At 60.6% G+C, this 17,975-nt stretch carries 14 protein-coding genes, 1 other RNA gene and 1 pseudogene; 9 read left to right on the forward strand and 7 right to left on the reverse strand.

Annotation, left to right across the window (positions count from 1 at the left end; translation table 11 throughout):
- Window positions 1-48: 48 nt before the first annotated feature.
- The 5 genes and pseudogenes from ligA (at window position 49) to V6F78_RS01110 (ending at window position 6,886) form a co-directional block, all read left to right on the forward strand.
- On the forward strand, window positions 49-2,406 hold the full coding sequence (gene ligA / locus V6F78_RS01095) for an NAD-dependent DNA ligase LigA (RefSeq protein ID WP_332726464.1): 2,358 nt from the start codon (window positions 49-51) through the stop codon (window positions 2,404-2,406).
- A gap of 259 nt (window positions 2,407-2,665) precedes the next feature.
- An RNA gene (gene ffs, locus V6F78_RS01100) (signal recognition particle sRNA small type) lies at window positions 2,666-2,762 on the forward strand.
- A gap of 856 nt (window positions 2,763-3,618) precedes the next feature.
- Window positions 3,619-3,882 (forward strand): annotated as a pseudogene (locus V6F78_RS22380) (PAS domain-containing protein); the annotation flags it as partial.
- A gap of 222 nt (window positions 3,883-4,104) precedes the next feature.
- Entirely contained in the window at window positions 4,105-5,166 is a 1,062-nt protein-coding gene (locus V6F78_RS01105) for a methyl-accepting chemotaxis protein (protein WP_371058065.1), read from the forward strand.
- Between the two features lie 22 nt (window positions 5,167-5,188).
- A complete protein-coding gene (locus V6F78_RS01110; RefSeq protein WP_083333900.1) occupies window positions 5,189-6,886 on the forward strand; it encodes a putative bifunctional diguanylate cyclase/phosphodiesterase in 1,698 nt (565 codons plus the stop codon).
- Window positions 6,887-6,890: 4 nt separating this feature from the next.
- Here the strand turns inward: V6F78_RS01110 and V6F78_RS01115 are convergent, their stop codons facing one another.
- Window positions 6,891-7,634, reverse strand: a complete 744-nt coding sequence (locus tag V6F78_RS01115; protein ID WP_048377003.1) for a substrate-binding periplasmic protein — start codon at window positions 7,632-7,634, stop codon at window positions 6,891-6,893.
- Window positions 7,635-7,778: 144 nt separating this feature from the next.
- Here V6F78_RS01115 and dnaX point away from each other — a divergent pair, with 144 nt between their 5' ends.
- From dnaX to recR, 3 genes are all read left to right on the forward strand, one after another.
- Window positions 7,779-9,845 carry a DNA polymerase III subunit gamma/tau gene (gene dnaX / locus V6F78_RS01120; protein WP_048377004.1) on the forward strand — a complete coding sequence of 689 codons (2,067 nt, stop codon included), beginning with the start codon at window positions 7,779-7,781 and terminating at the stop codon, window positions 9,843-9,845.
- Window positions 9,846-9,919: 74 nt separating this feature from the next.
- The gene (locus V6F78_RS01125) at window positions 9,920-10,258 is read left to right on the forward strand and encodes a YbaB/EbfC family nucleoid-associated protein (RefSeq protein ID WP_017527493.1); all 339 of its coding nucleotides are present in this window, start codon (window positions 9,920-9,922) and stop codon (window positions 10,256-10,258) included.
- 151 nt (window positions 10,259-10,409) lie between these two features.
- Window positions 10,410-11,012, forward strand: coding sequence for a recombination mediator RecR (gene recR / locus V6F78_RS01130; protein ID WP_047275252.1), 603 nt, complete (start codon window positions 10,410-10,412; stop codon window positions 11,010-11,012).
- Window positions 11,013-11,056: 44 nt separating this feature from the next.
- Here the strand turns inward: recR and V6F78_RS01135 are convergent, their stop codons facing one another.
- Both V6F78_RS01135 and fnr read right to left on the reverse strand, forming a co-directional pair.
- Entirely contained in the window at window positions 11,057-11,602 is a 546-nt protein-coding gene (locus V6F78_RS01135) for an adenine phosphoribosyltransferase (RefSeq protein WP_047292866.1), read from the reverse strand.
- A 47-nt stretch (window positions 11,603-11,649) separates the two neighbouring features.
- Window positions 11,650-12,384 carry a fumarate/nitrate reduction transcriptional regulator Fnr gene (gene fnr / locus V6F78_RS01140; protein WP_047277670.1) on the reverse strand — a complete coding sequence of 245 codons (735 nt, stop codon included), beginning with the start codon at window positions 12,382-12,384 and terminating at the stop codon, window positions 11,650-11,652.
- Window positions 12,385-12,571: 187 nt separating this feature from the next.
- On the opposite strand from fnr, the gene V6F78_RS01145 reads away from it, so the two are divergent.
- Window positions 12,572-13,012: a hypothetical protein gene (locus V6F78_RS01145; RefSeq protein ID WP_047275380.1), complete on the forward strand. Its 441-nt coding sequence runs from the start codon at window positions 12,572-12,574 to the stop codon at window positions 13,010-13,012.
- On the opposite strand, the gene hemN is transcribed toward V6F78_RS01145, so the two are convergent.
- From hemN to V6F78_RS01165, 4 genes are all read right to left on the reverse strand, one after another.
- Window positions 13,005-14,387, reverse strand: coding sequence for an oxygen-independent coproporphyrinogen III oxidase (gene hemN, locus V6F78_RS01150; RefSeq protein WP_047277668.1), 1,383 nt, complete (start codon window positions 14,385-14,387; stop codon window positions 13,005-13,007). The two genes, V6F78_RS01145 and hemN, sit on opposite strands and share 8 nt — an antisense overlap.
- 136 nt (window positions 14,388-14,523) lie before the next feature.
- On the reverse strand, window positions 14,524-15,207 hold the full coding sequence (locus V6F78_RS01155) for a sulfite exporter TauE/SafE family protein (protein WP_047282560.1): 684 nt from the start codon (window positions 15,205-15,207) through the stop codon (window positions 14,524-14,526).
- Window positions 15,200-15,430 (reverse strand): cbb3-type cytochrome oxidase assembly protein CcoS, encoded by a 231-nt coding sequence (gene ccoS / locus V6F78_RS01160; protein ID WP_070414730.1) that lies wholly within the window; start codon window positions 15,428-15,430, stop codon window positions 15,200-15,202. The genes V6F78_RS01155 and ccoS overlap by 8 nt, the downstream gene beginning before the upstream one ends.
- A gap of 20 nt (window positions 15,431-15,450) precedes the next feature.
- Entirely contained in the window at window positions 15,451-17,901 is a 2,451-nt protein-coding gene (locus V6F78_RS01165; protein WP_047292870.1) for a heavy metal translocating P-type ATPase, read from the reverse strand.
- Between the last annotated feature and the right edge of the window lie 74 nt (window positions 17,902-17,975).

Below are 17,975 nucleotides of genomic sequence, written 5' to 3' on the forward strand. Positions count from 1 at the left end.
ACTCAAGAGCAGCCTCGGCTGCTCTTTTGCATTGTGAGAGAACACCCCATGACCGCCGCCCATGACCGAATCCTAGCGCTGCGCGCTGAACTGGATCAGCACAACTATCGCTACCACGTGCTCGACGAGCCGAGCATCCCGGACGCCGAATACGATCGTCTGTTCCATGAGCTCAAAGCGCTGGAAGCCGAGCATCCCGAGTGGGTCACGCCGGACTCCCCGACCCAGCGGGTGGGCAGCGCTGCGTTGTCGGCCTTCACGCAGGTCCGCCATGAAGTGCCGATGCTGAGTTTGGGCAACGCCTTCGATGAGGCGGACATGCGCGAGTTCGACCGCCGGGTCAATGAAGGGCTGGATTTGCCCTCCGGCGACCTGTTTGGTGGCGGTGCTGAGGTCGAATACAGCTGCGAGCCCAAGCTGGATGGCCTCGCGGTCAGTCTGTTGTACCGGGACGGGCATTTGGTGCGCGGTGCCACGCGAGGTGATGGCGCCACGGGTGAAGACATCAGCGTCAACGTGCGGACCGTGCGCAACATCCCGCTCAAGCTGCATGGCAGTGGCTGGCCCGCCGTGCTGGAGGTGCGGGGTGAAGTGTTTATGTCCAAGGCCGGGTTTGAGCGCCTGAACGAAACCCAAATGGCGGCAGGCGGTAAAACCTTCGCGAACCCGCGTAACGCGGCGGCGGGCAGCCTGCGGCAGCTCGACTCGAAGATCACCGCCAGCCGTCCGCTGGAATTTTGCTGTTACGGCTTGGGCCAGGTGTCTGAAGAATTTGCTGACACGCACATCGGTAATCTTAAGCAGTTGCAAAAATGGGGCATGCCCATCAGTCATGAGCTGAAGTTGGCCAAGGGCATTGCCGAGTGTCTTGAGTATTACCGTGACATCGGTGAGCGGCGCGCTTCACTGCCGTATGAAATCGATGGGGTGGTGTTCAAGGTCAACAGCCTGGCCTCGCAGCGTGAGCTGGGGTTTCGTGCCCGCGAACCGCGTTGGGCCATCGCCCATAAATTCCCGGCGATGGAAGAGCTGACCGAGCTGCTGGATGTGGAGTTTCAGGTGGGCCGAACCGGCGCGGTGACCCCGGTGGCGCGTTTGAAACCGGTGAAGGTGGCGGGCGTGACGGTCTCCAACGCCACGTTGCACAACATGGACGAAGTGGCGCGACTGGGGTTGATGATCGGCGATACCGTGATCATTCGCCGTGCTGGCGATGTGATCCCGCAGGTGGTGCAAGTGGTGCTGGATCGCCGTCCGGAACATGCCCGCCCGGTGCACATTCCGCACAACTGCCCGGTGTGCGGCTCGCATGTCGAGCGCACGCAACTGATCAAGCGCAGCAAAGGCCGCGAAACGGTCACTGAAGGCGCGGTGTACCGTTGCGTCGGCCGTCTGGCCTGCGGTGCTCAGCTTAAGCAGGCGATCATTCATTTTGTCTCGCGCCGGGCGATGGATATTGAAGGGCTGGGCGAGAAAAGCGTTGAGCAGTTGGTGGACGAAGGTTTGGTGCGTTCGCCGGCAGATCTGTACATGTTGAATTTCGATCAGATTGTCGAGCTGGAGGGTTTTGCCGAGTTGTCGACCAACAACCTGCTGGCCGCCATCGCTGACAGCAAGCGGCCGACACTGGCCCGCTTTATCTATGCCCTGGGCATTCCGGATGTGGGCGAGGAAACCGCCAAAGTGCTGGCGCGCTCGCTGGCTTCGCTGGAGCGCGTCCAGCAGGCGTTGCCGCAGGTGCTCACGTACTTGCCGGATGTCGGTCTGGAGGTCGCCCATGAGATTCACAGCTTCTTCAGTGATGAGCATAACCAGCAGGTGATCCAGCAGTTGCTGGAGCGCGGCCTTGAGTTGCAGGATCAGGGCGATCTGGGGGCTGAATTTGCCGCGAGCGCGACGTTGGGTGGCTTGATCGACAAACTGCATATCCCGTTTGTGGGGCCGGGCGGCGCGCAAAAGCTAGCCGACAAGTTTGGTTCGTTGCAAGGCGTGATCGATGCGGACTGGCTCGACATGCGCCAGGCCTTGCCGGAGAAGCAGGCCAAGGCGGTGCGAGCGTTTTTTGATAACCCCGACAATGCAAACCTTGCGCTGGCGATCGAGGCGCAGTTGCGTGATTTTGGCATGCACTGGCACAGCGAGAAAAAAGTCGTGGTCGGTTTGCCTCTGGCAGGGCAGACCTGGGTGCTGACCGGGTCGCTGGAACTGATGAGCCGCGATGTGGCCAAGGACAAGCTCGAAAGCCTGGGTGCCAAGGTCTCGGGTTCGGTCTCGGGCAAGACCCATTGCGTGGTGGCGGGGCCGGGTGCGGGGTCCAAGCTGGTTAAGGCCAATGAGCTGGGGCTCAAGGTGCTGGATGAGGAGGCGTTTGTCGCCTTTCTGGCGCAGCAGGGCATCAGCCTCTAAATCTGTGCAGGCGCTGCCGGGCGGCGTCCGGCAGCGTAGCCGGGTCAAAAAAGCCGTTTTTGTCGCTCGAAGGGAATCGCGTGCTGCTGATTTTCCCCGCAGGACGCCCGACCCCGCCCTGTGATTCGCGGACGCCGACCCGGTAATCCAAGTACTTGAGCCCATTCATTTTTTTATTCTTGAATAGGCGGTTGTAACTTTTCTTCAGACAGGTACAATGGCGCCGTTCGCTGCTAGGCGAATGTTGTTATGGTGACCCTATCGGTCCCTCCGCAACGATTACCCGTGAACCTGGTCAGATCCGGAAGGAAGCAGCCACAGCGGGAACATTGTGTGCCGGGGTGTGGCTGGTGGGGTTGCCTCCATTTTGAATCCCCCTTTTTTATCTCCTCACAACGCCGGTTACGACCTGGCGGTGTTTTTGTGTGCGTGTTCGTTTTGCCGTCTTTTTTGCGCCCAGTCAGGTGTTGAATCACGCGATATGAAGGGCAGTTAATGAGTGCACTTGCTCAGATTTCAGTTTTCATATTTCGAATTTGTCTTTCGCCTTTTATGGCATCGTCTAGATTTTCTATAAGTCTTTCCAGCGGCTATGAAAAAGTTAGTCAAGCCGCCTACACCGTTTGCAGGGGCTTTAGATGATGGGTGTACGGTTTTAAAAGATGCATTAACAAGTGTGAATTATTGGCATGCTGCGTCGGTTCTTTATACTTCCATTTAAATAGCTTGATGTTATGGGGCTGAAGTGAATATGTCTTTAAGACAATCCTTAAAAATTATTGGATCCAATAATTAGAGTCGTCAAAGCTCTGCAGACGGCTCTAGCACGGCCTTTGCCGGGGATTTTCGCGAATGTTGTTGAGAGGTATTCGTGCAACTCGGGCATCGTTCTTTGTCGCACTGGACTCTGTATTTGTCTGTGGTGACGGGCTGTTGAATCAATGCGTTGTTATAAGGCATAGGGTCAAGGCCGGGTTGTTGTCTGGCCATCTTACTTGCAAAGCTGAGATTACTTTGTAGAATTGCGCCACGTTTGATCTTCTTCAAGCCCACACCTGTTCAAAGAGGTTGGGTGTTGTTGCACGTCTGCTTAATATTGCCCGGTGCGTATTAAGTGTATGTGCGGTGAGCCTTGGGGTTGTTCTGTTCTTACATGGCGCGCCTGTGCGTGCTATCCACAGGTGGAGTTTTACCGTGCGCATTAACCTTCCCGTGACCGGTGTCGAACAAACATTTCCCGAGCATCAGCGGTTGATCTCAGCCACGGATGTCCACAGTCATATCACTTACTGCAATGCCGAATTCGCCGCCATGAGCGGTTTTACTCAGGATGAGTTGATCGGCAGTACGCACAATCTGGTTCGCCACCCCGACATGCCTGCCTCAGTTTTCGAATTGATGTGGCGCTACCTCAAGGCCGGTAAAAGCTGGATGGGGGTGGTCAAGAATCGCTGCAAGAACGGCAACTATTACTGGGTCAGCGCGTATGTCACGCCGATTCTGGAAGGCGGTCGTGTGGTCGGGTACGAGTCGGTGCGGGTCAAGCCCACCCGTGAGCAGGTGGCCCGCGCTGAGGCGCTCTATGCGCGCTTGCGTGAAGGCAAACCTGCGGTGTCGGCGTTGCACCGCGTCACCCACGCCGCGGGCGCCCTGTTACTGCCGGTCACCGCGGCCATCGTGTCGGTTGCCAGTGCTTATGTGCTCCCGACGCTGGCCGCACAAAGTCTCACGGCCGCGCTGTTTATCGGGGTGGGGGTGTGGGGGCACCGGCGCGTGGGCCAGCAATTCCAGCACATCCTCAACGCTTCTGCGGATTCATTCTCGGACCCGATCAGCGCCAGGGTGTACAGCGACGCCGACGGTGCTGTCGCCCGGTTACACATGATTTTGATCAGCGAAGAAGCGCGTCTGAAGACCGCACTGACCCGCTTGCTGGATTTGGCCAACCAGATGGCCGAAGCGGCGGCGGACTCCAGTCAGTTGTCCAGCGACACGGAAAGCGCCTTGTTGCAACAGCGTGCCGAGACTGACATGACCGCGGCCGCCATGACCGAAATGGCCGCGTCGATCTCCGAAGTGGCGATGCATGTTCAGCACACGGCGGTAGAGGCCAAAACCGCGAACCAGTTGGCCCAAGAGGGCAGTCTGGTGGCCGGTACCACCCGTGATGCCATTCAATTGCTGGCCAATACGGTGAATCAAATCAATGGCGCGGTGGGCAATCTGGCCGGCCAAACCCAAGAAATCATGCTGGCTGCCAGCATGATTCGCGCGATTGCCGATCAAACCAACCTGTTGGCACTCAATGCTGCGATCGAGGCCGCACGCGCAGGCGAGCAAGGGCGCGGGTTTGCCGTGGTGGCGGATGAAGTGCGGGCGCTGGCGGGCAAGACCCGGGAGTCGACCGAGCAGATCCAGGGCATCATCGAAAACCTGCAAACGGGCGCCGAGGAGGCGGTCAATATTGCCAGTCTGGGCATTCAGGAGGCCGAGCAGGGCGTGCGTCAGGTACTGCAAGCGCAGGAAGCGCTGCAGGGCATTCGTCAGGCCGTAGAGCGCATCACTGACATGAGCCAGCAGATGGCCGCTGCGTCGCAAGAACAGTCCTCGGTGGCCGAAGATGTTTCACGCCAAATCAACAATGTTGCTCAAACCGTGCAAAATACCGCGCAAAACGCCAATGCGGCAGTCGTGCGTGGTGGCGAACTCAAACGAATCTCTACAGGGCTTCGGGCCCTGGTGGATCGTTTCAATCGGTAATTGGCAAGGCGTGAAGTGAATCATGGACGATATGTACCGCAAAGCGGTAGATGCTGCGGCGATCTTTTCTGAAACCGATTTAAGTGGGCGCATCACCTACGTCAACGAGCAGTTCTGTGACGTGTCGGGTTACCCGCGTGAGGAATTGTTGGGGGCCAACCATCGCATCCTGAACTCGGGTTTTCATCCGCCCGAGTTCTTTGTCGGCATGTGGCGCACCATTTCCCGGGGGCAGGTCTGGAAAGGCGAAATCTGCAACCGGGGTAAAGACGGCACGGTCTACTGGGTGGACAGCACCATGGTGCCGCTGGTGGATGAATCGACCGGGCAAGTGCGCAAGTATTTGTCTATCCGTTTTGATGTCAGCGAAAAGCGTCAGTTGCTGCACACCCTGCAATGGCGCGTGGGGCACGATGTGCTGACTGGCTTGCCAAACCGCGCCTACCTCTCCGACCTGTTGAATCAGGCCCTCGAATCTTCGCGCGCCGATGGCATTCCGCTGGCGGTGTGCATGCTCGATCTGGACGGCTTCAAGGCAGTCAATGACGGTTACGGCCATGCCAGCGGCGACTTGCTGCTGATCGAGGTGGCCAAGCGTTTAAAAAGCATCATGCGCGGTGAAGATGTCGTGGCGCGTCTGGCCGGGGACGAATTTGTCCTGATCCTGCGCCATGTGCGCGATGCGGATGAGCTGCACGGGGCCATGCAGCGGGTATTGACCGCCATTTCCCGGCCCTACACGGTGGGTGAAAACAGCCTGAGTGTGTGTGCCAGCATTGGCGTCACGCTTTACCCGCTCGACAACGAAGATGCCGACACGCTGTTGCGCCATGCCGATCAGGCCATGTACGTGGCCAAGCAAAGCGGACGCAACCGCTATTACGTGTTCGATGTGCTCAAGGGGCGCGAGATCAAGGCCACCCACGAACAGGTCGAGCGTGTACGCCAGGCCTTGGCAGCGGGTGAGTTGTGTTTGCACTACCAGCCCAAGGTCAACATGCGTACCGGCGAGGTGTTGGGTTTTGAAGGCCTGTTGCGTTGGCATCATCCGAAGAAAGGGCTGATGGAACCCTGCGATTTTTTACCGGTGGTCGAGCAGACCGACTTGATTATCGACATCGGGGAATGGGTGATCGATCAGGCGATCCGGCAAATGCACGAATGGCAAAGGGCCGGGGCGCACTGGTCAATTAGTGTCAACATTGCGGCCCGGCACTTTCAGCGCGCGGATTTTGTGGCGCGTCTTAAGGTGTTGCTGGGTCGGTATGCGGAGGTGGCGCCCGAAAAGCTGGACCTCGAAATCATTGAGTCGGCGGCCATTGAGAACATGCAGCATGTCAGTCAATGCCTTAAAGCCTGTCAGGCTTTAGGCGTGCGTTTTTCGCTGGACGATTTCGGTACGGGCTATTCCTCGCTGAGCTACCTCAAGCGCTTGCCGACCGAAACCATCAAGATCGACAAATCCTTTGTGCGTGACATCCTCCACGATCAGGATGACCTGGCCCTGACCACGGCGGTGGTCGGGTTGGCGCGCGCGTTTGGGCGCAACGTGATTGCCGAAGGGCTGGAGAGCGAAGCGCAGGGTTGCCTGCTGATGGAGCTGGGCTGCGAAGTGGCGCAGGGCTATTTCATTGCGCGGCCCATGCCGATTCGCGAAGTGGCCAATTGGGTGGCCGGTTTCGAACCGCCCGGGGCATGGTTGCAGGCCGCTTGCGCCTGAGCGGTCACAGCGGCGCGGGTGCGGTGTAACGCGAAATGATGCGCTCTATTTCCCCGGACTGGCGCATGGCAGACAGGGTGCTGAGGATTTTTCCCGTTGGCAGCTGCGGGTCGTTACGCACCATGCAACTGAGCATTTGTTCCTGCACCAGCGCCACGTCGTGCAGTTGGTCTGCCGGTTCGAGGTCTTTATTGATCCAGTCCACTGCCCATTGATTACTGACCGCATAGTTGAAGCGTCCGATGATCAGCATTTGCAGGACTTGTTCCTGGCTGCGGGCGTCATCGCGCTGCAGCCTGCCCGCATCGAACAACGGTTGCAGGGAGGGATAGGTGTAGCTGAGCACTGTACCGACCGACTGTCGCTCCAGGGTTTGCAGATTCACCGGCGCCGGGCGCTGGCGTGTGCCGACCAGCACATCGCGTTGTGCGAGCAGCGGTTCGCTCCACAGGTACTGGTCGGCGTTCGGGCCGACCCAGGCAGGGGTGACAAAACAGCGCACATCCATTTCGCCATGGTCCATGGCGCTCTGAACCCGCGCCCGGGCCAGTACCTGAAAGTGCGCCGGATAGCCTATCTGGCGCGCCAGGCTTTGCATGACGTCAAACAGGATGCCTTCAGTGGGCTGGCCGTTCTCGTGCCGCACCATGGGCATCGCCCAACTGTCTGCAATGGCGAAACGCATAGGCGGCAGTTCCGCCAGACAGGGCGCGGCGGCCAGTATCAATAACAAGGGGGGCCAGCGCATAAGATCTCCGGCAGAGGGGGGCAAAACGATATAAATAGCCCGTCAGGCAGCAGCATAGCCAGATTAGGCGGCCACATCGGATGCAATTTTGCCCTTGCTCCGCTAGCATTAGCGCCTTCCGCTTTTCAGACGCGACGGTTATCAATGAGTTATCAGGTTCTTGCACGTAAATGGCGTCCGCGCTCGTTCCGCGAAATGGTCGGCCAGACCCATGTGCTCAAGGCTCTGATCAACGCCCTGGACAGTCAGCGCTTGCACCACGCCTACCTTTTCACCGGTACCCGTGGCGTGGGCAAGACCACCATTGCGCGGATCATCGCCAAATGCCTGAACTGTGAAACAGGTATCACCTCGACCCCGTGTGGCGAGTGTTCGGTGTGCCGCGAAATCGACGAAGGCCGTTTTGTCGACCTGATCGAAATCGACGCCGCCAGCCGCACCAAGGTCGAAGACACCCGCGAGCTGCTCGATAACGTGCAGTATGCGCCGAGCCGAGGGCGCTTCAAGGTCTACCTGATCGACGAAGTGCACATGCTCTCCAGCCATTCGTTCAATGCGCTGCTTAAAACCCTTGAAGAGCCGCCGCCCTACGTCAAGTTCATCCTGGCGACGACCGACCCGCAAAAGCTGCCGGCGACCATTTTGTCGCGCTGCCTGCAATTCTCGCTCAAGAACATGACCCCGGAGCGCGTGGTTGAACACCTGAGCCATGTGCTGAGTGTCGAAAACGTTCCTTTTGAAGACGATGCCCTGTGGCTGCTCGGGCGTGCCGCAGACGGTTCGATGCGCGATGCCATGAGCCTGACCGATCAGGCGATTGCGTTCGGTGAAGGCAAAGTGCTGGCTGCGGATGTGCGGGCCATGCTCGGTACGCTGGACCACGGCCAGGTGTTTGACCTGCTTCACGCCTTGATTCAGGGCGATGCAAAAGCCTTGCTTGAGGCCGTGCGCCATTTGGCCGAGCAGGGGCCGGACTGGAATGGCGTGCTGTCGGAAATCCTCAACGTGTTCCACCGCGTAGCGATTGCCCAGGCATTGCCTGAAGGCGTCGACAATGGTCACGGCGACCGGGATCGGGTGTTGGCGCTGGCGCAGGCGATGCCGGCCGAAGATGTGCAGTTTTATTACCAGATGGGCCTGATCGGTCGCCGCGATTTACCCCTCGCGCCCGACCCGCGGGGCGGGTTCGAAATGGTGCTGCTGCGCATGTTGGCCTTTCGTCCTGCCGACACCGGGGACGCACCGAGTCAGCCGCTAAAGCCGGTGGGGATCAGCCAGGCCACAGTTGATTCCGCTCAAGCCGTGGCGACGGCTGCTGCGCTAACGCCGGTCGCGACACCGGTGCCGGAACCCGTCGCGGCGCCTGAACCCCAGGTTGCCCCGCCCCCGACGCCTGCCCCGGCCCCAGTGGTTGAGCCACGGGCGCCTGTGGTCGCAGAAGTCGATCTGCCGTGGAACGAGCCCGCTGTGCCGGTCGTCGAGCAAGCGCCTGCCCCCGAGCCGGTGCTGGAGACCGTCAGTGAGCCCCCCGCGTTGCCGTCGATGCCATTGCCTACCCCGGACAGCGTGGTGCCCGACGCGCCGCAGTGGACGGCCGCACCGATCCCCGAGCCGACCGCCGAGCAAGTCGATGCGGCCCTCTCAGGCATGGACCGCGATGACGAGCCGCCGTTGGACGAAGACTACATTGAGCCGGACATGGACTCGGCGGCCTACAGTTATCTGGACGAGCTGGCCAGTGAGCATGCGGCCGAGCATGAGCCTGCGCCGGAGCCTGAACCGCAGCCCGCCGCGATGCCGGCGACCGGTCTGGCCCTTGAATGGCTCAACATGTTCCCCAAATTACCGGTGTCGGGGATGACAGCAAGCATTGGTGCCAACTGCACGCTGATCTCGGCCGAAGGGGATGAGTGGCTGCTGCACCTGGATCCGGCGCACAGTGCGTTGTTTAACGCGACCCAGCAGCGTCGTTTGAACGATGCCCTGAACCAACACTTGCAGCGCACACTTAAAGTCACCATCGAGCTGATCAAGCCCGAACAGGAAACCCCGGCGCAAGCGGCAGCCCGTCTGCGCGCCGAGCGTCAGCGACTGGCGGAGGAATCGATCTATGCCGACCCGTTGGTCCAACACATGATTGAACAGTTCGACGCCGCCGTGCGTGACGATACGATCCAGCCTGTCGACGTGGTCGAGCCCCAGGCGTCGTAGCGGCGGATAAAAAATTACAGCCCGTGGTCGAAGGCCATGGGCATATTGTGCATATACCGTTTGAGGTGATTCCCATGATGAAAGGTGGCATGGCCGGCCTGATGAAGCAGGCGCAGCAGATGCAGGAAAAAATGGCCAAGATGCAGGAAGAACTGGCCAACGCAGAAGTCACCGGCAAGGCAGGTGGCGATATGGTGAGCGTGGTGATGACCGGTCGTCACGACATCAAGCGCGTAAGCATCGACCCCAGCCTGCTGGAAGGCGTGAGCGATGATGATCGTGAAGTGCTGGAAGACTTGTTCGCCGCGGCCGTTAACGACGCCGTGCGCAAGATCGAAGCCAACAGCCAGGACAAAATGAGCGGCGTGACCGCCGGCATGCAATTGCCACCGGGCATGAAGCTGCCGTTCTAAGGTGCTGTGAGAAAGCCGGGCGCCGCGCCCGGCTTTTTTTTGCGCGTTTTTTGTCGTCGCTGTCGCGGGCTGTGGGGGTGACGAGAGCATTTGACGCTGCCTGACCGGGCGGGTATAAACCGCCTCTCGTTGTTTTGTCGGACTTTTCCCTATGAGCTTTAGCCCCCTGATTCGCCAACTGATTGATGCCTTGCGCACTTTGCCGGGCGTGGGTCAAAAGACCGCTCAGCGCATGGCCCTGCAGTTGCTTGAGCGTGACCGCAGTGGTGGCTCGCGTCTGGCGCTGGCGTTGAGTCAGGCGATGGAAGGGGTAGGGCATTGCCGGTTGTGTCGCACCCTGACCGAAGACGACCTGTGCCCGCAGTGCGCGGACCTGCGTCGCGATGACACCCTGCTGTGTGTGGTGGAAGGCCCGATGGACGTCTATGCCGTGGAGCAAACGGGGTATCGCGGGCGCTATTTCGTGCTCAAGGGGCATTTATCGCCGCTGGATGGCCTGGGGCCAGAGGCGATTGGCATTCCGCAGTTGATGGCGCGTATTGAATCGCAAGGCACCTTTACCGAGGTCATCCTGGCCACCAATCCGACGGTCGAAGGCGAGGCCACCGCGCATTACATTGCGCAGCTGCTGCACAGCAAAGGTTTGATCGCCTCACGCATCGCCCACGGCGTGCCGTTGGGTGGCGAGCTTGAATTGGTGGATGGCGGAACGCTGGCGCATTCGTTCGCTGGACGCAAACCCATCGCCTTGTGAGACCCATCGCCCTTGCTGGCGAACGTGACAGCAAGGGCGATGCTTTATTCGGTCAGCGAAAACTCAGTCAGGCTGAAGGTCGCAATGCCGATGTCATTCAGGCGCTTTGAACCGCCCAGTTCCGGCAGGTCGATGATGGCCGCCGCTTCAAAGACCGTTGCCCCCATGCGCCGTGCCAGATTGGCCGCCGCAATCAGCGTGCCGCCTGTGGCAATCAGGTCATCCACGATCAGCAACGAATCCCCTTCGCACAGGCTGTCAGCGTGCGCCTCCAAAAACGCTTCGCCGTATTCGGTCTGATAGCCTTCAGCGATCACGTCCGCCGGCAGTTTGCCTTGCTTGCGAAACAGGATCAGGGGCTTGTTGAGCTGGTGTGCCAGAACCGATCCGATCAGGAACCCGCGTGCATCCATGGCGCCAATGTGGGTGAAGTCGGCTTCGACGTAGCGTTCGATAAACGAATCGGCAATCACGCGCATGGCGCGAGGGGACTGGTACAGCGGGGTGATGTCGCGAAAAATCACGCCCGGCTTGGGGAAGTCAATGACCGGGCGGATCAGCGATTTTAGGCAGAAGTCGTTCAAGACCATGGTGTGGGTGTGTCCTGGCGTGCGTAAAGCGCGCCAGTATAGCGGCTTTAGCCTTCCAAAGACCCGCCCGCCAGCGCACACAGCTTGATCGGGTCAAGGATGTTGACTTCCTTGCCCTCGGCGATCAGCAATTCGTCGGTCTGTAGGCGCGTGAACACCCGCGAGACCGTTTCAACGGCCAGGCCCAGGTAGTTGCCGATTTCATTGCGCGACATGCTGAGGCGGAACTGGTTGGCCGAGAAGCCGCGAGCCCGGAAGCGGGCAGACAGGTTGACCAGGAACGTGGCAATGCGCTCGTCAGCGGTCTTTTTCGACAGCAACAGCATCATTTGTTGGTCGTCGCGGATTTCGCGGCTCATCACGCGCATCAACTGGCGACGCAGTTGCGGCAATTGCAGGGCCAGCTCGTCCAGGCGCTCAAACGGGATTTCGCACACCGAGGTGGTTTCCAGTGCCTGTGCCGACACCGGGTAGGCTTCAGTGTCCATGCCGGAGAGGCCGACCAGTTCACTGGGCAAATGGAAGCCGGTAATTTGCTCTTCGCCGCTGTCACTCAGGCTGAAGGTCTTGAGCGCGCCAGAACGGACTGCGTACACCGAACCAAACGTATCGCCCTGGCGAAACAGGAACTCCCCTTTTTTCAGGGGGCGGCCTCGCTTGACGATCTCATCCAGCGCGTCCATATCTTCCAGATTCAATGAAAGTGGTAAACACAGAGGCGCCAGACTGCAGTCCTTGCAGTGTGCCTGGTTATGAGCGCGCAGTTTTACTGGCTCGGACATTTCTTTAATCCTTGTGGGAAAACACACATAAGTTACAAGGGTAACTCAGCAAGGGAATCCAGACCAGTGCGCCTTCTCTGGGCGCAACGCTCAAGAAATGTAGGATTTGGCCGATAAACGGGTATCGCAGATAAACGGAGCAGGGAAGATGTCGTCGATGGGAGGGGTAACCCTGGGGCAAAGTGGGATGTTGCACATCCCGGCGCCCGTGCAGAACACGCAGGGTCAGAAAACAGCCGACAAAGACGCGAAACTTGACGTGGACGCCACGACTCCCGCTGAAGGCGTGTCGGTCACCATTTCGGGCGCCGCCCTGAAAGCGGCCGGGGCGCAGAAAGCTGACAACAGCGACATTGAAGACAGCGGTTTGCCCGACAACATTCAGAAACTGCTGAAGATGATTCGCGACGTCAAAAAGCAGATCGCCGAGAAGCAGCAGCAACTGCAACAAGTGTTGACCAACAGCAGCCTGAGCCCGGAACAGGCCAAGGCTCAAGCGTCGGCATTGCAGGGTGAGATTTCCAGCCTGACGGCCAGTCTGATCACGCTGAACGCGAGCCTGGCCAAGGCCATGAAAGACATGAGCAGCGACGACGCGCTCAAGGCCGCTTCGTTAGCCGCTAAATAACCCGCGAATAGCGCTGGCGGTTTTGTTGCTCCAGGTACGCATCAAACACCATACACACCGAGCGCACCAATAACCGCCCCGCCGGCAGAACGGTCAACTGGTCACTGTCCAGTGCGATCAGGCCGTCTTGCGCCATCGCTTCCAGTGCGGGCCACTGGGCCGCGAAATACCCCCTGAAGTCGATGTTGAACGCCTGCTCGATGCGTGCAAACGGCAAGTGCAGGTTGCAGATGATTTGCTGAATCACTTCGCGGCGGATCCGGTCGTCCTGGTTGCAGATCAGCCCGCGGCTGGTGGCCAGTTGGGCACTGGCCAGCGTGGTCTGGTACTGCGCCAGATCGCTGTTGTTCTGGCAGTACAAATCGCCGATCTGGCTGATGGCCGATACCCCGAGCCCGATCAGGTCGCAATGACCGTGGGTGGTGTAGCCCTGGAAATTGCGTTGCAGCGTGGCTTCTTCCTGGGCAATGGCCAGTTCGTCATCCGGCAGGGCGAAGTGGTCCATGCCGATGTAGCGGTAACCGGCTTTGGTCAGTTGCTCGATGGTGTTTTGCAGCATCTGCAGCTTGTCGGCAGGGGACGGCAAATCACTGGCATTGATCCGGCGCTGTGGCATGAAGCGTTCAGGCAAGTGCGCGTAATTGAACACCGACAAACGATCCGGCTGCAGGTTAATCACTTCGTCGACCGTGCGCGCAAATGCCTCGGGCGTCTGTTTCGGTAGCCCGTAGATCAGGTCGATATTGATCGAGCGAAATTGCAGGGTGCGCGCCGCGTCAATCACCGCGCGGGTTTCTTCCAGGCTTTGCAAGCGGTTCACGGCCCGTTGTACCTGCGGGTCGAGGTCTTGCAGGCCGATGCTGACCCGATTGAACCCCAGCTCGCGCAACAGCCCCATGGTCGACCAGTCGGCTTCGCGCGGGTCGATCTCGATGCCGTAGTCGCCGGAGTCATCGTCCAGCAGGTTGAAATGCTGGCGCAGCTTGGCCATTAACTGGCGCAGTTCGTCATGGCTGAGGAACGTCGGCGTGCCACCGCCAAAGTGCAACTGCTCGACCTTTTGGTGGGGGTCGAGGTGGCAGGCGATCTGCTGGATTTCCTGCTCCAGGCGTTGCAAATAGGGCTGTGCGCGGCCCCGGTCCTTGGTCACGACTTTGTTGCAGGCGCAGTAATAGCAAATGTTGGCGCAAAACGGCACGTGCACATACAACGACAGAGGACGCAACGCCTTGCGGCTTTCTCGCAACGCATGCAACAGGTCAAACGGGCTGACCTGGCTGTTGAACTGCATGGCTGTGGGATACGAGGTATAGCGCGGTCCGGCCATGTCGTAACGGCGAATTAAATCTGAGTCCCAACGAATGGCGTCGAGCATGCGGGCATTCCCCCGGGATGGCTGGCAATGCTCGGCAGTCTAGGGGGTGGGTCACTGTTGCATCTTGATTTGCATCAAGAGCTGTGGTTGCAGCTTTGTAGCAGCCTGCACCGCACGGGGCGTCACGCTGCCCGATTCAATGCCCCATTAACCAATGCTGGTGCGGGCCGGGCAGGGTCCAGATGCCGAACAGGATCACCAGCATGCCGCCTGTCATGCGCACGCTGCGCTTGCGCAGCAGGGCCGTGACACGTTCGGCCGCCAGCCCCGTGGCCAGCAACACGGGCCACGTGCCAAGGCCAAACGCCAGCATCAACAGCGCGCTGTCGGTCGCGCTGCCCTGGCTGGCTGACCAGATCAGGGTGCTGTACACCAGTCCGCACGGCAGCCAGCCCCAGAGTGCGCCCAGCAGCAAAGCGCGCGGCAGGCTCGATACCGGCAGCAGACGCGTCGCAATCGGCTGAATATGACGCCACAGGCCGCGCCCCAGGCTTTCAATGCGCGTCAGCCCGCTCCACCAGCCCGCCAGGTACAAGCCCATGCAAATCAGTAGCACGCCCGCGAGGATGCGCATGAACAGCGCCGCCGGGCTATTGGCCACGGCCCAGCCTGCGAGCCCAAGCAATAAACCGGCTGCGGCATAGCTGAGGATTCGACCGAGGTTGTAGGCCAGCAGCAACCTGAAGCGTCGGCTGCGTTGTTCTTTCGGAATCGCCAGGGTCAGGGCGCCCATCAACCCGCCGCACATGCCCAGGCAATGGCCACCGCCCAACAGGCCGAGGATGACGGCTGAAACCAGCAGCGGCGCCAATTCAAGCATGGGGCGGCGCTATTTGATCGTCGTCTTTGGGCGCGTCCGGGTGCAGGCCTTTGGCCTCGTCGACGGCGGCGGTGTGCTGCGGGTCTTGGTCGTCAAACAGAATGCTGTGGGCCGGGCTGTCCAGGTCGTCGTACTGGCCGCTGTCCACCGCCCAAAAGAAGATGTAAATGGCGACCCCGACAATCAGCAAGGCCGCGGGAATCATGACGTAAAGCGCTGGCATAAGAACTCCGGACGGCCGTTTCAGGCCGGCATCGGCTGAGGATCGAGGGTAGGTTGAAGGCTGGCGGGCTTCGGCATACGCGTCAGGCGCAAGGCGTTCAACACCACGATCAGTGAACTGATGGACATGCCCACGGCGGCCCACACGGGGGTGATCCAGCCCAGCGCCGCAAAGGGCAGCATCAGGCCGTTGTACAGGCCTGCCCACAACAGGTTTTCGATGATAACCCGACGTGTGCGCCGGGCAAGGCCAAAGGCTTGCACCAATGCCTCGAGCCGATTGGACAGCAGCACGGCATCGGCGCTGGTTTTCGCCAGGTCAGTGGCCGATCCCATGGCCACGCTGATGTCGGCAGCGGCCAGCACCGGCACGTCGTTGACCCCGTCACCGAGCATCAGCACGGTGCGGCCCTGGGCATGCAACTGTTGCAGCACGTGCAGTTTGTCGTCGGGGCGCAGGCCGCCGCGCGCTTCATCAATCCCCAGCTCGGCCGCCACACTGTCGACCATCGGGGAGGTATCGCCCGACAGCAGCAGCGTGCGCCAGCCGCGGGCCTTGCAGGCCGCCAGCAGCGCCGGGGCGTCAGCGCGCAAGCGGTCATCGAGGACAAACCAGGCCAGCGGCCCCTGAGCGTCCCCCAGCAGCAGCCATTGGCCAGGCTCCTGCGGCATGTCCGGCACGGCCGTCCCGCTCAGTTCACAGACAAACCCCGGCTGGCCGATGCGCAAGCGCTGCGCACCCACGCGCCCTTCGAGACCCAGGCCGGGCGTGCTGTGCACTTCCTCTGCGGCGTGGGGTGCGCGACCGAAAGCGCGGGCAATCGGGTGTTCGGAGCGATTTTCCAGCGCAGCGGCCAGCCCCAGGCAGTGGTCGCTGTCCAGATCACGCAGGGGGCGAATGGCCCGCAGCGCCAGACGGCCTTCGGTCAAGGTGCCGGTTTTGTCGAAAATCACGGTGTCGATCTGGTTCAAGCCTTCGATCACGTGCCCGCGTGTCAGCAGCAGGCCCAGCTTATGCAACGTGCCGGTGGCCGCCGTGAGCGCGGTGGGGGTCGCCAGCGAGAGGGCGCACGGGCAGGTTGCTACCAGCATGGCCAGCACAATCCAGAACGCGCGGGACGGGTCCAGTTGCCACCACACCACGCCGATGGCGGCCGCCGCGAGCAACGAGAACAGCAAAAACCATTGCGCGGCCTTGTCGGCTATTTCCGCCAGGCGCGGTTTTTCGCTTTGGGCGCGGTCGAGCAGGCGCACGATAGCCGACAGGCGTGTGTCCTGGCCCAGAGCCAGCACTTCAATGGTCAGGGCGCCTTCGACGTTCAGCGTGCCCGCCGTGACCGCGTCGCCGGGGCTGCGGGGCTGTGGCAGGTATTCGCCGGTCAGCAGTGATTCGTCGATGCTGGATTGCCCGTCGAGGATCTTGCCATCGGCGGGCAGGATCGAGCCGGGATGCACCAGTACTTGGTCACCGACCTTGAGTTCGGTCAGCAGGATGCGCTCGCTTTGCCCGTCAGGGCTCAGGCGCAGGCAAGAGGCGGGCAGCAGATTGACCAATTGCGCAGTGGCGGCAGCGGTGCGCTCCCGGGCACGTCGTTCGAGGTAGCGCCCGGCCAGCAGGAACAGCGCAAACATGCCCACGGCGTCGAAATACAGTTCGCCAATGCCGGTAATGGCAGTCCAGATACCGGCGATGTAAGCACCGCCGATGGCCAGCGACACCGACACGTCCATGGTCAGGTGTCGGGTGCGCAGGTCGCGCATGGCGCCTTTGAAAAAGGGCGCGCAGCTGTAAAACACGATCGGGGTGGTCAGAAACAGCGCGACCCAACGCAGGATGGTGTGCATCTCGGGGCTGAGGTCGATGTTGAATTCGGGCCAGGTGGCCATGGTTGCCATCATTGCTTGAAACCACAGCAGCCCGGCGACGCCCAATTGGCGCAGGGCCAGGCGGTTTTCGCTGGCCAGTTGTTCGGTGGCGCGGTCGGCCTGATACGGGTGGGCGGCATAGCCGATGTGGCGCAGTTCGCTGAGCACTTCGCTCAGCGGCAACTGGCTGTCGGCCCAGCGCACATGCAGGCGGTGATTGGACAGGTTCAGCCGTGCCTCGCTCACGGCCGGTAAGCGGCGCAGGTGTTTTTCAATCAGCCAGCCACAGGCCGCGCAACTGATGCCCTCAATCAGCAGGGTGGTTTCAGCCTGCTCGCCTTCATGCCGCACAAACGGTTGTTGCACGTCGGGGCGGTCATACAGGGCCAGTTCTTCGACCAACTGCACCGGCAGCGCTTCAGGGTTGGCGGAGGCTTCGCTGCGGTGCTGGTAATAGCTTTCCAGCCCGCCGGCGACGATGGCTTCGGCCACGGCCTGACAGCCGGGGCAGCAGAACTCGCGGGTTTCCCCGAGAACGACCGCAGTGAAGCGACTGCCGGGCGGAACGGGCAGGGCGCAGTGATAGCAGGGTACGGGAGTGGTCATGGCAGTCTGTCGCGAGGCTGTGCGCTGAACATACATCATTGCCCGCGAGGCCAGCGTGGCAGGGTTCGCGTTTC

It is taken from the genome of Pseudomonas sp. ESBL9 (assembly GCF_036668715.1).
Classification (GTDB): Bacteria; Pseudomonadota; Gammaproteobacteria; order Pseudomonadales; family Pseudomonadaceae; genus Aquipseudomonas; species Aquipseudomonas lundensis.